The following is a 15,303-nucleotide window of genomic DNA, read 5'->3' on the forward strand; positions in this document are numbered from 1 at the left end:
CTCGCCCCGCTGCGCGGGATCCCGGCGAGCACTGAGGCGCAGCTCGGTACGACGTCGCCGCATTGCCACGCCAAGCGATCGACTCTCGCTGTACGCCTTCCCTCCGGGCGTGCCGCACCCGCACCACCCCGTTCCCCCGGCCGGACGTGTCCGCCAACGGCTGCTGTCTCGGGTCATCGGCGGCCTGCGCGTCCGGCAACACCCCACGGAGGAGGTTTCATGTCCAGCGCTCCAGGCCGTCGCCGCACCGCGTTCGCCGGCCTGCTCGCCCTCATCGCTTCACTGCTGGTCACAACGGCGTCGGCGTCCGCGCCGGCGCTTGCCGCGCCCGCCCCGCAGAGCAACGGCAGCCAGTTCAAGGTGCTGGTCTTCACCAAGGCCGTCGGCACGAAGAGCCCGTCGATCGAGGCGGGCGTCGCCGCGATCAAGCAGCTGGGCAACCAGCTGCGGTTCACCGTCGTGGAGACTGACGACGCCGGCAAGTTCGACCAGGCGCATCTCAAGCAGTACCGCGTCGTCGTCTTCCTCAACACGTACGGTGACGTGCTCAACGCGGCGCAGCGGGCCGCATTCGAGAATTACTACCGCGACGGCGGCGGCTTCGTCGGCGTCCACTCGGCGATCGAGACCCAGACGGACTGGTCGTTCCTCACCGACATCCTCGGCACCCGGGCGTCCGGCTCGTCCGGCGTCACGCAGGCCAGGATCAAGGTGGCCGACCGTGTCCACCCGGCGTCGAAGGACGTGCCGGAGTCGTGGAACCGCACCGACCGGTGGTACAACTTCACGTCCAACGTGCGCGGCTTCTCGCACGTGCTCGCGACCGTCGACGAGACCACCTACGCCGGCGGCACGATGGGCTACGACCACCCGATCACCTGGTGCAAGGACTACCAGGGCGGTCGCTCCTTCTACACCGGGCTGGGCGACACCGCGGCCAGCTTCGGCACCCCGGACCTGCGGGCGCACCTCGGTGGTGCGATCCAGTGGGCCGCCGGCGTGACCGACGGTGACTGCGGCGCTACCGTGCTGGCCAACTATCAGATGGACACCATCGCGGCCCCGCCGAACATCGGCGAGCCGATCGGATTCGACGTCATGCCCGACGGGCGGGTCCTGCAGACCGACCGCCGCGGCATCCTCCGGCTGCACGACCCGGCGGCGAACACCAGCCACGTGCTGGCCCAGATCCCGGTCTACCAGGCGAGCGAGGACGGCCTGTACGGCCCGGCGATCGACAACGACTTCGCCACCAACCACTGGGTCTACCTGTACTACTCGCCGCTGACCCAGGACGCGCCGTACCCGCAGACGACGCCGACCGCGAACTCCCCGACGACCGGCGCCGACCCGAGCGTCTGGGACCCGTGGAAGGGGTACTTCCAGCTGTCGCGGTTCAAGTTCGTCGACGGGCCCAACCCGACCATCGACCTCTCGACCGAGCAGAAGATCCTGAAGGTACCGGTCGATCGCGGGGCCTGCTGCCACGTCGCGGGTGACATCACCTTCGACAAGGACAACAACCTGTGGATGGTGACCGGCGATGACACGCCGGCGGGCGGCGGCAACTCCGGCGGCTTCTCCCCGTTCAACGACATGATCACCGCGACCGGGCTGTACAACGCCCCGTACGTTGACGCGCGGCGCTCCGCGCAGAACACCAACGACCTGCGCGGCAAGATCCTGCGCATCAAGGTGCAGGACAACGGCTCGTACACCATCCCGGCGGGCAACCTGTTCACCGGCAACGAGGAGGGCGGCGGCAAGACCCGGCCCGAGATCTACGCCATGGGCTTCCGCAACCCGTTCCGCATCACCGTCGACAGCGACGGCGTCGCCTACGTCACCGACTACTCGCCCGACTCCTCGACGCCGCAGGTGTTCCGAGGGCCGGCGGGCACCGGCCGGATGGAGATCGTGCGGCGCCCGTCCAACTACGGCTGGCCGCTGTGCTACTCCCCTGACCTGCCGTACTACGAGTGGAACTTCAACACCTCGAAGCCGCTGAACGACCCGCCGAAGGCGTTCGAGTGCAACAACCCGGACCACGGCCCGGCCAACACCTCGCGGTGGAACACCGGCCTGACCTACGCGCCGCCGGTCGCCCAGCCGGACATGTGGTACTCCTTCCAGGACAACAACGGGGCCAACCCGATCGGCACGCCCTGCGCGGCTTACTACATGCAGAACCCGCCCGGCAAGTGCCCGCAGCTCTTCCCGGAGCTCGGCCCCGGCGGCGGCGTCGGGCCGCACGGCGCGGCGAAGTACGAGTACGACGCCAACAACCCCAACCCGACGAAGTTCCCGGCGTACTACGACGGGTCCATCTTCTTCGGCGAGTTCACCCGCGACTACCTGCGGGAGATCCGCCTGGACTCGTCCAACCAGATCTTCAAGATCAACGACCTGCTCAGCTGCGGGGACGGACCCCCGACCCCGGCCCGTCCGTTCCTGTGCGACAACCCCATGGACATGAAGTGGGGCCACGACGGGAACTTCTATCTGCTGACGTACGGTGACGGCTTCTTCACGGCCAACCCCGACGCCCTGCTGGTGAAGTTCAGCTACGTCAAGGGCACGCGGGCACCGATCGCGAAGCTCTCCGCCACCCCGACGGACGGCGTCGCACCACTGACCGTCGCGTTCTCCAGCGAGGGATCGTACGACCCGGACCCGGCCGACTCCATCAAGTTCGCGTGGGACTTCGACGGCAACGGCACGATCGACTCGGTCGACCCGAACCCGACCTTCACCTACACCACCAACGGGGTGTACACGGCGCGACTGACCGTCACCGACTCCAGCGGTAAGACGGCGTCGGCCAACACGACCATCACCGTCGGCAACACCTCACCGACGGTCAAGGTCAACGTGCCGATCGAGGGCGGCCTGTTCGCCTTCGGTGACACGATCCCGTTCAACGTGACGGTCACCGATCCGCAGGACGGTCAGATCGACTGCTCCCGCGTCGAGGTGACGTTCGTGCTCGGTCATGACAGCCACGGCCACGCCGAGTCCACGGCGAACGGGTGCTCCGGGACGCTGCCCACCTTCGCCGAGGACGTCTCGCACGGCGGCGACGTGTTCGGCGTGATCAGCGCGTCGTACACGGACCGCGGCGGCCCGGGTGGCATCCCGGCGCTGACCACCGTCGCCCAGGCGACCATCCGGCAGAAGAAGCAGGAGGTCGAGTTCGCCGCCGACCAGGCCGGCACGAACACCGCGGCGACCGCGGACGTCGGTGGCGGGCTCCAACGCGGCGGCATCGGCTCCGGTGACTGGATCGCGCTCAACGGCAAGATCAACCTGCAGAACATCAATACGTTGACGTTCCGTACATCAGGTGGCAGCGGCGCGGCCGGTACCGGCGTGGTCGAGGTCCACCTGGACGCGGTGGACGGTCCGACCCTGACCACGGTCACGATCGCCGCCACGGCGAGCGCGACCACCTATCGAAGCCAGACCTTCCCGATCACCGACCCCGGCGGCGCGCACCGGATCTATCTGGTGTTCCGACCCGTCGCGGGCGGGCCGACGAACAACTACTTCAACCTCAACTGGGTGGAGTTCGGCGGCCAGGGCGTGAGCGCGCCCTAGCACCACCACCCGGGGCGGGGTGCGTCACCCCGCAGTAACGCCGCACCCCGCCCCGGTCTGAACCACACGCACATCAGCAAAGGAGCAACAGTGTCCAAGAATCTCAGCCGTCGCCGGTTCATGGCCGGCGCGGGCCTCACGGCGGCTGCCGCGTTCACCCCGCTCGGCCCGGCCTCCGTCTTCTCGCCCACCGCGGCGAGCGCGGCCAACGGCCGGCTCATCCCCAACCCCAAGATCGGCACCATCACGTACACGCAGCGTGACGTGCCGACCCGGATCGGTATCGCCGCCAGCGCCGCGCTCGGCGTGGCCCCGACGATGGGGTACGTGGGCGGCCCCAACTTCCCGTACGACCCGACCGACCTCGGCCCGCTCGTGCCGCTGCCGGGCGGCTGGCTGGAGCTCTTCGAGTTCCTGGCCAAGGCCGGTTTCCACCAGATCGAGTTCGCCGGCTACGGCCAGCACGCCTCCAACCCCGGCGGCGCCGCGCCCAACCCGGCGCCGGGCGGGACGACCACCGCGGAGTCGCGCGCGGCGTACCTGGCCTACGCCCGGACCCTGCGCGGGTTCCTCGACAGCTGCGGGCTGGAGGCGATCGGCAACCACGGGTACGTCCCGAACACGTGGAACGGCCCGAGCAGCGCCGGCGGCGCGATGACCACCGAGGACTACAACCGGCTGCAGACCGAGCTCGAGTTCGCCTCGATCCTCGGCATGCCGTTCATGGGCACGGGCAACGACCCGACGAGCGCCAACAACCGCAACATCGAGCCGTGGACGGTCGCGGGCGAGAAGTGGAACGCGCTGAACGAGATCAGCGTGCAGCAGTGGGGCATCCAGATGTACACCCACAACCACTCCCCGGCGTACAACTTCCTGCAGGACGGTCCCATGGTCACCGTGACCGAGGACCGGATCACGGGCGCGCCGATCGCCCCGAGGCAGGTCCGCGGCGAGTCCGGCAAGCGGCTCATGCAGCACTACCTCGACGTCACCGACCCCAGCCTCGTCGTCATCGAGATGGACGTGTACTGGGCGCACGTGGCGCAGCACCAGCACCGCTGGCGCTACGACTGGAACGGCAACCGCGTCGAGGACATCTTCGACCCGACGGCCCAGGTCGCGAAGCAGACGAAGCGGTACGCGCTGTTCCACGCCAAGGACGGCGACGCGACCACGCAGCCCAACGGCGTGGGCGACGGCTACACGATGATCCCGTTCGCCGACCCCCGCAGCGACATCGAATACTCGAAGTTCTACCGGGGCATCGGTGCCAAGGGCTGGCACAACTCGAACTACGAGCAGGACAACGCCCCTGGAGGCAACGCGGACCCCGGACAGTCGCTGCGTTTCTCCAAGATCAGCGCCGCCGGCATGGCGGGCCTGCGGGGCTGATCGCTCGAAAACGGTGGCCGCCTCTGGATTCGTCCGGGGCGGCCACCGCCGCGTGTGCGGACACGGCCACCGGCGCCGTGATCGTGCCGGCGCACCGCCGGCCCCGTAGCAGGTTCTGGGCGTGCCACCGACGCAGTGCGGACGCGACCCGAGCCGGCCTCGGGGGCCGGCGACGCGGACTTGGACAAGGAGCCGGCACGATCACGCCGAACCGGGTCACGGGGAAACCTGCTCGCGCAAGGCGTCCGCCAGGAGCTCGTAGGTCTCCCGCACCGCACCCACCGCGCTCGGCACCACCACAGCCCCGGGACGCAGGCGTACGACCCCCATCAGGTTGTCGTACATGGTTGCGAGCACGACAGGTCCGCCGCCCAGCTCGATGAGACGGTGGTGGTGGCGAATCCACGGGTCGTCGCTGTCCTGGGCGCGGCGGTTGAACCGCTCGATCGCCGCTTCCCGCTCGTCGAGCAGGACGACTTCGCGGAAGCCCGCCCCGTGCTCGCGCGCGAGCTGCTCGAACGTCGCGATCTCGTCGACTGTGGCGAAGTACTGGGGCAGGACGACATCGCGCCCGCCGTCCAGGTGGGTCGCCGCCATCGCCCGGACCAGGGACCACACGACCGGCCACGTGTCGGTCTCCTCGTCCTGCCACCCGCCGATCAGGTGGTGCAGGGTGTCGACGTCGAGGTTCAGGGTGCCGGGGTTCCGGTCGGCGTAGAGCGCCGACAGGGTGGACTTGCCGATGCCCGGCGGGCCGTTCAGATGGACGAGTCGCGCCATCCCGCCACCTTCCGTCACATGGCCGTGCAACGAGACCTCGGTCGGCAACGGCGCCGCCTTCCGGCTCGTGCATTCGGGATCTATCGCCAGGCATCGGGGTGATCCGGTGCTGGATCAGCGCGCGTCGGCGGTGCCTTGCTCGCGCAGCGACTGGTCCGACACCCTATCGGGGGCATGCCCGTCCAGGTATGCCCGGACCAGGTCCAGCAGGCCGGGGTTCTCCTGCACCGCCCAGGTGACCAAGTTGCATCGGTGGCAGAGCAGCTTGCGGACCGCGCCGGTCCGATGGTTATGGTCGACCGCCAGCCGCCTCGGCGCACCACCGCGTCCACGTGTGGTTTCCGGCTTGCGGCAGATCGCGCACAGATCGCCTTGCGCCGTGAGCATGCGGTCGTACTCCGCGGGCGTGAGGTTGTACTTCTCCCGGAGGACTTGCGCGTGTGAGACCCGGTCGCCGTCCGGTGTGGCGGTAGCGAGCGCGCTTGTCCTGAAGGATGCACGCCTTGCACGGTCGTCGCGGCGCGGTCGTGTGCGGCAGGTTGTAGAACGCGTCGCGCGGCTTTGTCTCTCCGCACGGTCGACAGTGAACGACCTGCTCAGTAACCGTCGACCATACAGGTAGTGCAGTGGCATACACCATAACCGTCATTATGGTGTATGCCTCGATCGCCCGTCCGGAGCCCTCCGCGACTACGCCTCGCCGAATTATCGGATTACTGATAATAGCAATCCGATAATTCGGCGAGGCGCATCGAGCTGCGGCTCCGCGTCGCCTACGCTGTGCCCCGTGACTGAGTCTCGTATCGACGTACGGCTCGACGCCAATGGGATCCCCGCCGCGGAGTGGACGGTCGAGGAACACGCCGGCGACGACCGGCCGTGCGCGTACTGCGGCCGGCCCGTCCCGCAGCGCAGCGCCGCAGGACGGCCGTTCCGGTACTGCCGCGACAACGACGGCGAATGCCAGCGCAACGCCCGCAACGCGCGGCTGCGGCAGCGCACGTCGCCGGGGCTGACCGGGCAGGTCGCCCGGGCGTTCGAGATCGCGGAGCGGCTCGATCAGGCGCTGAGCGACCTCGTCGACGCCCTGCACGCCGAGGTTTCCCCCACCGGGATCGAGCGCCAGGTCGCCGAGGCCCGGGCGGAGGCCGCAGCCGGCCTGGTCGCGGCGCACGCCGAACGCGACGACGCGCGCGAGGAGACCCGCAAGGCGCGGGCGGCGCTGCAGGACGCCCGCGCCGAGGCGGCCCGGCTGCGCGCGGAGGCCGACGAGTCCCACGCCCTCGCGATGCAGGCCCGCGGCGAGCTGCTGCAGGCGCAGGCCGACCTGCAGGCGGCCCAGGACGAGACCGAGCACGTACGCGGCGAGGGCATCGCCAAGCTTGCCGAGGCCCAGCAGCGCCTCGACGCGGCCGAGGAACGCGCCCGGCGCGCCGCCGCGGACGCCGAGGAGCACGGCAAGCGCGTGGCCGCGGAAGCGGAGGCGAAAGTGGGCGCGGCGGAACAGCGGGCCGAACGGCGAGTGGCCGATGCGCACGCCGCCGCGGCGGCGAGCGTCGCGCAGGCCCGCGCCGACGCCGACCAGGCGATCACCGAGGCGCAGGCAGCCGCGGCGGCGACGGTCGCCGAGGCCCGGGCGGCGGCCGAGCGCATGGCCACGGACGTCCGCGCCGCCGCCGACCGATCGGTCGCCGAGGCGCGTGCCGACGGTGACCGCAGGGTCACGGAGGCGCAGACCGCGGCCGACGAGACGGTCGCGGCGGCCCGCGCGGCCGCAGACCAGGCGATCGCGCAGTTCCGGGAGGCCGTCGACAGCGCCGCGGCGGAGCGTGACGCGGCCCGCCGGGAAGCCGCGACGGAGTCGGCGCTGCGTGCCGAGGCGTACCGGGAACGCGACGCCGCCCGCGACCTCGCCGGCAGCGCGCTGCGTGAGCGCGACGTCGCACATACGGCGGTGGAGCGGGCGCTGCGCGAGGGCGCGGAGGCCGAGAGCAGGCTGCAACGGCGCCTCGACGCCGAGGGAGCGCGCGCCGCGGCGGCGGAGGCCGGGCTGATCTCGGCGCGTGAGGAGCTGGTGCGGCTGCGGGCCGACGCCGACCGGGCGCACGGCTGGGCGGACGATCTCCGCGACCAGGTGACGCAACTCACTGCCGCGCTCACCCGCCTCACCGCCGCCGGAGGCACCCCGCCGACTGGCGGGTGATATCGGTCAACCTCTAGGGTGACCTGCCGAAACTACGTTGGGTGAGACACGACACGAATTGGCCGAACTGGTCGATCATTGAAACCCAACGTAAAATCAGGGTACCGACCCGGCGACTAACCTACCGCTGTCCCGGGTAGGTCGTGTAATCTGCCCGCCCGCGACGGGAATCGTCAGACCACGTGGCGTCGTTGGTTACAGCGAAGCGCAACACGATTCGAAGGGGAAGACCGACCATGGGCGAGCGCATGCTGCGCGGCAGCCGTCTCGGAGCCGTCAGCTACGAGTCCGACCGCAACACCGAGCTGGCTCCGCGTCAGACCCGCGAATACCTGTGCGCCAAGGGGCACCAGTTCGAGGTTCCGTTCGCCGTCGACGCCGAGGTCCCGATGACCTGGGAGTGCAAGTTCGACGGCAGCGTGGCACGGCTGGTCGACGGCAGCGAGCCCGAGCAGAAGAAGGCGAAGCCGCCGCGCACGCACTGGGACATGCTGCTCGAGCGGCGCACCATCGCCGAGCTTGAGGACATCCTCAACGAGCGGCTCGAAGAGGTTCGCCTGCGCCGCGGCCGCTCCGCGTAACAGCCCGAACGTCGCTGAAAGCCCCGGCCACCCGCCGGGGCTTTTCGCCGTCCACCAGCCACCGGACGACCTCCGGCCCGGGCGCCGCACCGCCATCGCCGGCGTCCCGTCGTCAATGGCCCGGCGCCGGTCCGGCGCGACCGCCGAAACCCCGCAAGCCGACAGCGCCCCGGGGACACTCGGTCCGGCAGTGGCGCCGGCGAATGTGGACACAGCAGCAACACCGAGCGACCACACTGGGGGGCCACGTCGGACCGGCAAAGGCGCCGCTGAGCGACCATGCGGTGGAGGACGCGACACCGAGCGTCTACGTGGACACCGTCGGTTCAGTCGCCTGCAGCCTGGGGCCGGCACGATCAGTGAGTGCCCCCTGGAGCTGCTTCAACACCGAACGGCCCCGCGAGATGAACGTTCTTGCCCAACGAGGTGACGGTGTCGTGGCTGGGCGTGATGCCCGGACGTCGGCCCCGACAGGAAGGCATTATGAACCCAGAGCTACGCGCCGACTGCTCCCGGTGCTTCGGGCTGTGCTGCGTCGCCCCGGCGTTCGCCCGGTCCGCCGATTTCGCCATCGACAAACCGGCCGGACACGCGTGCCCCAACCTCGACGAGGCGTTCCGCTGCGGCATCCACACCCGGCTGCGGGAACGCGGCTTTCCTGGCTGCACCGTCTACGACTGCTTCGGCGCCGGCCAGTATGTCGCCCAGGTCGTGTACGAAGGCCGCGACTGGCGTCGCGATCCGGCGTCCGCGCGGCGGATGTTCGAGGTGTTCGCCGCGGTCCGAATCCTTCACGAATTGATGTGGTACCTCACTGAAGCCCGCGACCTCCCCCAGTCCACCCCGCTCCACGCGGCCCTGGATGACGCTGTGTCGACGACACAAGCACTGCGCGACGCCGTCGATGATTTGACACCCGAACGCGCCGAACGTCACCGAGAGCGCATCGCACCATTACTGCGCGAGGTGAGTACAACCGCTCGTTTCACCCACTCGAAATCACCCGGCAGGAACCTGATCGGCGCCAAGCTGCGCGGCTCGGACCTGAGGGGCGCCGACCTTCGCGGCGCGCTGCTGATCGGCGCCGACCTCCGATCCGCCGACCTGCGCAACGCGGACGTGATCGGCGCGGATCTCCGCGGCGCGAACCTCGCCGGCGCCGATCTGAGTACGTCGCTGTTCCTGATCCAGTCCCAGCTCGACTCCGCATCCGGCGACGCCACGACGAAGCTCCCGCCCCGGCTCACGCACCCGGAACATTGGAGCGCCACCCAGGCCACCGCGAAGACCCGCCGCCCCCGCCGCCGGTGATCGCCGCACCGGGGGTGCCGGTAAGAAACGCGTGGCAGATCCGCCAGTCCTAAGCGGTTCATCGTGGTCTGTTTGCTGGGCATAGGGTAGGGCGGCATGGCGCTGCGACTTGTTCAGGCGAATTTCAAGGCTCGGGATGACTCGGCGCTCGGCCGGTTCTGGGCGGAGGCGCTCGGTTGGGTTTCCCGCTCGGGTCCCGGTGCGACCAGCGTTGCACCGGCGGGCTTCGTCTGGACGGACCCCGACGCCCCTGTCTGCGTCGATGTCATAGCGGTCCCGGACCCCGAAACGGTGAAGTACCGCATGCACCTCGAACTCGCCACCACCTCTGCGGCCCATCAGATGGAGTTGGTCGCGCGTCTGAAGGAGCTCGGCGCGACGCCCGCCGATGTGGGCCAGGGCGACGTCCCGTGGACGGTGCTGGCCGACCCGGAGGGCAACGTGTTCCGCGTGCTGGAGCCTCGGGAGATCTACCGGGACACCGGCCCGATCGCCGCGGTGGTGGTCGACTGCGCGGACCCGCGGGCCATGGCCCGGTTCTGGGGTGCGGCGATGGACTGGACCCTGCACGAGGTAACCGACGATCATGCGCGGCTGCGCTCCGCCAAGGGTGTCGGGCCGTATCTTGAGTTCGTCCGCACGCCCCACCTGAAGGACGTACGGCACCGCGTCCATCTCGACGTGGTGCCGTATCGCGGTGACGATCAAGCGGCGGAGGTGGCCCGGCTGCAGACCCTCGGCGCGACGCTCGCCGACGTCGGCCAGGGCGACGTCCCGTGGATCGTCCTCGCCGACCCGGAGGGCAACGAGTTCTGCGTCCTCGCTCCGGCCTAATTCGTCAGCCAGCATCAGCGCCGCGCTGGCCGCCCGGCTGACCGTATGCAAGGTGACCCGGTACTTCGCTGCGATGGCCCGGCCCGACATGCGCGCCCGCAGCCGTCATGGTTTCTCGGTGGCATGCATGCCAGCCGACTGCGATCATGCGATCGTGACCGACGATCCTCTGCTCGAACGCGCCCAGCAACTCTGGGCCGGCCTGGCCGGGACACAGGTCGCCTTCACGGACTCAGCCATCGACGTGGTCGCCTCCCCGCAGTCGTTGCTATGTCCGCCAGGCTGGGTAGGCATCGTTGTACTGGGTGGTGGCGTGATCGCTACTGCCCCTGACAACGGCACCGCCGAGATCGTGCGGCACGCCCTCAACGACCTCCTCGTGACCGCCATGATCGACCCGGCCACGGTCCGTGACAGATTGCCGGTCACGGAGATTCTGGGACCAGCGACCTTGGCCTACTGTGACGCGGCCGGCTTCCACCCAGCCGAGTCCAGTGCCATCGAGACGATCCCCCCGGACCACATCGACGTGGGATCGCTGCTCGCTCGGGTGCCGGCCGAGGACGCCGGCGAGTCCGGCCTGGCCGAGATCACGTCTCCGGCGTTCGTGGTGCGCGCCGGACCGGACGTTGTCGCGGCGGCGGGGTACCGAGCCTGGCCGAGGCAGACCGCCCACCTCAGCGTGCTGACCGCCCCGGCAGAACGCGGACGAGGGCTTGCCCGGGTCGTGGCCACCGCAGCCGTCACCGACGCACTCAATGCCGGCCTGTTCCCTCAATGGCGAGCCCGTCCGGAGGCGTCACGGCGAGTCGCCCAAGCACTCGGCTTCCGCGAACTGGGCTCCCAACTCAGCATCCACCTCATGCCCGTCGACGGCACCGCTGGGCGATCCTGACCAGCCACCCGGTGGCGCCGAAACGCACGCCCGAGCGATCGCGAGGCGCAACCGGGCAAGCACGGTCCCTTCGTCGCCAGGTGCCGCAGATGACGCAGAGTTGCGCAATGACGCGCCGGCCCGAGCGGCGGACGCGACTTTCGGATGGTCAGGCGGTCGGTACGCCGGCGGTCAGGGCCGCATCGAGGGTGTCGTACACCGGGACCGGGCCGGTGAGGCCGACCGTTCGCAGCAGCCGGGCCAGGAACGGCGACGGTGCGACGAGCCGCAGGAAGCCGCCGGAGGCGACGCAGTGACTATGGCCGTACGCGAACGTGCCGAGGCCGCGAGTCGCAGAACTCGACGCCGGACAGGTCGACCACGATGCGGGTGCCTGCCGCCTCGAACAGGGCGTGCATGGCCTTGCGGAGCTCCGGCGCGGTGTCGACGTCGATGGAGCCGTGCACCGCCACCAAGGCGACGCCGCCTTCACGGTTGGTCACTGCGACCTGCATGTTCAGATTCTCCCGTGAACCCTACGTTCGATGGCGACGCCACGCCCCGATCGGGTGACGTTCGGTGAGCGCCGTGCGGCTGCTGGCGGCGGCGACACTGGCTCGGACCGCCGATTCGGCCGCCGGTGTCGTGGTGGTGCTGGCCTCGCTGCGGCAGTTCGGCAGCCCGGCGCAGGGGTCGCTGATGCTCGCCGTGCTGCTGGTGCCGCACGTGGTGGCCGGGCCGCTCGTCGGGCTGGTCACCGATCGTGCGCGGCACCCTCGCCTGATTCATGCGTGCTTCGTCGCCGTGTTCGGAACCGCGCTGGGCGGCGCGCTGTCGCTGCTCGGCCACGTTCCGCAGCCGCTGGTGCTGGGGCTCGCGCTCCTGGCGGGCTGCTGCGGCTCGATGATCTTCGGTGGTCTCTCGAGCCGCCTGGATGACGTGGTGGCCGAGCCGCGGCGGCCCAGGTTTCGCGGACTGGACGCCGCCACGTACAACGTCGCGGACATCGCCGGCCCGGCGGTGGGGGCAGGGCTTGTGGTGGCCGCCGGCGTGACGGTCGCGGCCGCGGTGTTGACGACCGCGTGCCTGTCCGCGGCCGTTTTGTTGCTCACCGTACGCGCCTCGGGCGGAGCCGCCGCAGCAGTGGACGGGGCGCGGAGGGTAGCGGAAGGCTCGCCGGATGTAGCGGCAGCGAAGACGCCAACAGTGGTGGGCGGCGACGTGGCAGCGGCGACGAACACGGCGCCAATGGTGGAAGACGAACGAGGAGCGGACGTCGAGCCGGCAATTGTCGCCGGGCCGGCGCGGCGCGGCGGGCCCGGGACGGACGGAGGGGCCGCGGGGGACGGAGGGCCCGCGACGGGGACTGGGACGGCATTGAGGAGCGGATCGGCGACGGAGACCAGCGCGGAAGCGGGGACTGGGCCGGAACCGGGGATCGGGTCGGAACTGGTTACCAGGGCGGGAGTGGGGGCCCAGCCGGCAACGGAGACCAGCGCGGAACCGGGGATCGGGGCGGGAGTGGGGGCCCAGTCGGCAACGGAGACGGGGTCGGAACCGGGGAGCCGGTCGGCGACGGAGACTGGGGCAGGAGCGGGCACGGGGCGGGGGCGGTTCTGGGACGATCTGCGCGCCGGGCTGCGGGCGATCGTCGTCTCGCGGCCGCTGCGGGCGGTGACTGCGGCGACGTGCGTGAATACGTTCGGGCTGGGGATGCTGCCCTCCGTTGTGGTGCTGCTCGGGGTCACGCACGGGCACCCCACCGGCGGGGGCCTGTTGATGACCGCGGTGGGCGTGGGGGCGTTGACGGGGTCGCTGCTGGTGGCGCGCAGGCCGGTGGCGATGGCGCCGCACCGGTTCGTGCTGGCGTGTCTGGCTGCGACGGGGGCGGTACTCGCCGTGGTTCCGCTGGTGCATTCGTGGCCGGTGCTGGTGGTGCTGTTCGGTGTGGCAGGGCTGTGTGACGGGCCGTTGCTGGCCTCGGTGTTGCAGGTGCGTTCGACCGAGGCGCCGCCGCGGACGCGGACGCAGGTGTTCACGCTCGGGGCGGGGTTCAAGCTGACGGCGGCGGCGCTGGGGGCCGCGTCGTTCGCGGTCGTGGCCTCGTGGCCGGTGGGGGCGCTGGCGGCGGTGGTGGCGGGTACGCAGCTCGTCGCCGCTGCGGTCGGTGGTCTGCTGCTGGCCGGGCGGGCGCGATCGACATCGACGCAGAGGTGACCGTCGAGGACGGCCGGATCACCCGGGTCTCCGCGATCAGCAATCCGTACAAGCCGGCGCGGCTCGAGGCGACCCCGCGCGCTAGCCGCAAAACCGCCACGGGGCGGCGGACAACGAGAACGAGCGGCATCCCCTGGGTGGGATGCCGCTCGTCCGGTGCCGCTACCTAGCGATGGCGGCGCTTGCCGTTGTCGTGTGCGACCAGGACCCAGCGCTTACCGAACCCGGGCACGCAGACGCCGTAGTCGAACCGGCCGGAGGCCGCGCCCGCCCACGCGAAGAACTGGCAGGTCTTCTTGGTGCGGTACTGGCCGGCGATCCAGCTGCGGTCGCGGGAACCCTTGCCCTTGTCCCACTTGCCGCCCTTGTCCCAGGGGTCGCCCTTCGGGAGACCGCGCCGACAGTCAGGGTCATGGCGCCCAGCGCCAGCATTCGCTTTGCGTTTCGCATCTTGACTCCCCGTTGTGTCGTGATGACGCGATTACACCATGTAGCGAAAAGCCACAAAACACGCAAAACGCCTCATCCTTTTCAGTCAGAGGCTGCGGGACATATGGTCAGCGCTGCCGCCAACACGGATGACATGACATAGGCGAAATGTCGCACTTCGGCTACTCGGCCGCACGGACGAGAACCCTACCTTCGGTAGTGAACGGCTCGCGATCGGTGATTGTGAACCTGCTGCGGAGGTAGGCCGTCAGCGCGGCGTCGTTGCAGGGCGCGACCTCGAGCTCGACGGTGCTGTGGCCACGATCGCGGGCCCAGCCGACGACGGCGTCGATCAGCAGTCCGGCGGCTCCGAGAGGGCGTACGTCGACCGGTGGACGTTCCCAATTCGCCCGGTGTGGGGCAACTGGGATTGCGGCCACGATTTCCCCTGCCGTGTGACCGGCGGGAGCGGGCGGTGTCAGGTGACGGCGCGAGACGTGTCGAGCTGCTGGATGACGGGGCCGATGAGGTCGGACAGGTCGCGGACGAGCACGGTGACCGCGCGCTGCGCGGCTGCGGCGAGGTCTTCCGCGCCGGTGTCGGCGTCGGGTGCGGCGGGGAGTCCTTCCAGCGGCAGGGGCGCCTCGACGAGCAGGGTGGCGCGCAGGTGCGGGTTGCGGCTCACATCGCGGTCGGTGGGCGGGACGAACTGCCCGAACAGCTCCGGCCAGCCGCGCCAGCCCCGGTCGCGCCACCAGGCGCGGGTGGCGGTGAGTTCGGCGGGCAGCGGGGAGACGAGCTCGACGCGGGCGGTGAGGCCGCCGTCGAAGGGGTTGCGCACGCAGGCGGCGGACAGCACGCGGCGGTGCCAGCGGACGTATCCGGGGTCGAGGGCGGGCGGTGTGGCGAGCGTCCAGGCGGTGCAGGCGAACGCGACGGGGGCGATGTCGCCGAGGCTGTCGGCGAACGCGTTCTGCGCGGTGAGGACCAGCTCGTGGTACCGGTCGTGGTCGCGGTCCAGCCAGAACGTTTTCACCAGTCCGACGTTAGCCCGCCGCCGGGGCATTACCCGTCCCGTCCGC

At 70.3% G+C, this 15,303-nt stretch carries 11 protein-coding genes and 1 pseudogene; 8 read left to right on the forward strand and 4 right to left on the reverse strand.

Annotation, left to right across the window (positions count from 1 at the left end; genetic code table 11):
* The first annotated feature begins 219 nt into the window (after positions 1–219).
* Both ACGFI8_RS19440 and ACGFI8_RS19445 read left to right on the forward strand, forming a co-directional pair.
* The gene (locus ACGFI8_RS19440; protein ID WP_392806623.1) at positions 220–3,597 is read left to right on the forward strand and encodes a ThuA domain-containing protein; all 3,378 of its coding nucleotides are present in this window, start codon (positions 220–222) and stop codon (positions 3,595–3,597) included.
* Positions 3,598–3,687: 90 nt separating this feature from the next.
* Entirely contained in the window at positions 3,688–4,992 is a 1,305-nt protein-coding gene (locus tag ACGFI8_RS19445) for a hypothetical protein (RefSeq protein WP_392806625.1), read from the forward strand.
* A gap of 216 nt (positions 4,993–5,208) precedes the next feature.
* On the opposite strand, the gene ACGFI8_RS19450 is transcribed toward ACGFI8_RS19445, so the two are convergent.
* Complete coding sequence (locus tag ACGFI8_RS19450; protein WP_392806627.1) at positions 5,209–5,772, reverse strand: AAA family ATPase; 564 nt, start codon at positions 5,770–5,772, stop codon at positions 5,209–5,211.
* A gap of 114 nt (positions 5,773–5,886) precedes the next feature.
* Complete coding sequence (locus ACGFI8_RS19455; RefSeq protein WP_392806629.1) at positions 5,887–6,405, reverse strand: endonuclease VII domain-containing protein; 519 nt, start codon at positions 6,403–6,405, stop codon at positions 5,887–5,889.
* A gap of 154 nt (positions 6,406–6,559) precedes the next feature.
* Between ACGFI8_RS19455 and ACGFI8_RS19460 the strand changes: the two genes are divergently transcribed.
* From ACGFI8_RS19460 to ACGFI8_RS19480, 5 genes and pseudogenes are all read left to right on the forward strand, one after another.
* Positions 6,560–7,975 carry a hypothetical protein gene (locus ACGFI8_RS19460; protein ID WP_392806631.1) on the forward strand — a complete coding sequence of 472 codons (1,416 nt, stop codon included), beginning with the start codon at positions 6,560–6,562 and terminating at the stop codon, positions 7,973–7,975.
* A 236-nt stretch (positions 7,976–8,211) separates the two neighbouring features.
* Positions 8,212–8,556: an RNA polymerase-binding protein RbpA gene (locus ACGFI8_RS19465; RefSeq protein WP_223092257.1), complete on the forward strand. Its 345-nt coding sequence runs from the start codon at positions 8,212–8,214 to the stop codon at positions 8,554–8,556.
* A 483-nt stretch (positions 8,557–9,039) separates the two neighbouring features.
* Positions 9,040–9,874: pseudogene (locus ACGFI8_RS19470) on the forward strand (pentapeptide repeat-containing protein); the annotation flags it as partial.
* An 89-nt stretch (positions 9,875–9,963) separates the two neighbouring features.
* Positions 9,964–10,701, forward strand: coding sequence for a VOC family protein (locus tag ACGFI8_RS19475; protein WP_392806632.1), 738 nt, complete (start codon positions 9,964–9,966; stop codon positions 10,699–10,701).
* A 154-nt stretch (positions 10,702–10,855) separates the two neighbouring features.
* Positions 10,856–11,596, forward strand: a complete 741-nt coding sequence (locus tag ACGFI8_RS19480) for a GNAT family N-acetyltransferase (RefSeq protein ID WP_392806634.1) — start codon at positions 10,856–10,858, stop codon at positions 11,594–11,596.
* Positions 11,597–11,892: 296 nt separating this feature from the next.
* On the opposite strand, the gene ACGFI8_RS19485 is transcribed toward ACGFI8_RS19480, so the two are convergent.
* Positions 11,893–12,090, reverse strand: coding sequence for an STAS domain-containing protein (locus ACGFI8_RS19485; protein ID WP_392806635.1), 198 nt, complete (start codon positions 12,088–12,090; stop codon positions 11,893–11,895).
* Positions 12,091–12,154: 64 nt separating this feature from the next.
* On the opposite strand from ACGFI8_RS19485, the gene ACGFI8_RS19490 reads away from it, so the two are divergent.
* Positions 12,155–13,792, forward strand: coding sequence for an MFS transporter (locus ACGFI8_RS19490; RefSeq protein ID WP_392806637.1), 1,638 nt, complete (start codon positions 12,155–12,157; stop codon positions 13,790–13,792).
* A 907-nt stretch (positions 13,793–14,699) separates the two neighbouring features.
* Here the strand turns inward: ACGFI8_RS19490 and ACGFI8_RS19495 are convergent.
* On the reverse strand, positions 14,700–15,257 hold the full coding sequence (locus ACGFI8_RS19495; RefSeq protein ID WP_392806639.1) for a hypothetical protein: 558 nt from the start codon (positions 15,255–15,257) through the stop codon (positions 14,700–14,702).
* Between the last annotated feature and the right edge of the window lie 46 nt (positions 15,258–15,303).

It is taken from the genome of Dactylosporangium sp. NPDC048998 (assembly GCF_043197855.1).
In the GTDB taxonomy this organism is placed as follows: Bacteria; Actinomycetota; Actinomycetes; order Mycobacteriales; family Micromonosporaceae; genus Dactylosporangium.

What these genes read in the sequence shown, in the direction of transcription:
- ACGFI8_RS19440 (WP_392806623.1), top strand. Translation starts at nt 220, where the DNA reads ATGTCCAGCGCTCCAGGCCGTCGCCGCACCGCGTTCGCCGGCCTGCTC.
- ACGFI8_RS19450 (WP_392806627.1), bottom strand. Translation starts at nt 5,772, where the DNA reads ATGGCGCGACTCGTCCATCTGAACGGCCCGCCGGGCATCGGCAAGTCC.
- ACGFI8_RS19455 (WP_392806629.1), bottom strand. Translation starts at nt 6,405, where the DNA reads ATGCCACTGCACTACCTGTATGGTCGACGGTTACTGAGCAGGTCGTTC.
- ACGFI8_RS19465 (WP_223092257.1), top strand. Translation starts at nt 8,212, where the DNA reads ATGGGCGAGCGCATGCTGCGCGGCAGCCGTCTCGGAGCCGTCAGCTAC.
- ACGFI8_RS19475 (WP_392806632.1), top strand. Translation starts at nt 9,964, where the DNA reads ATGGCGCTGCGACTTGTTCAGGCGAATTTCAAGGCTCGGGATGACTCG.
- ACGFI8_RS19485 (WP_392806635.1), bottom strand. Translation starts at nt 12,090, where the DNA reads ATGCAGGTCGCAGTGACCAACCGTGAAGGCGGCGTCGCCTTGGTGGCG.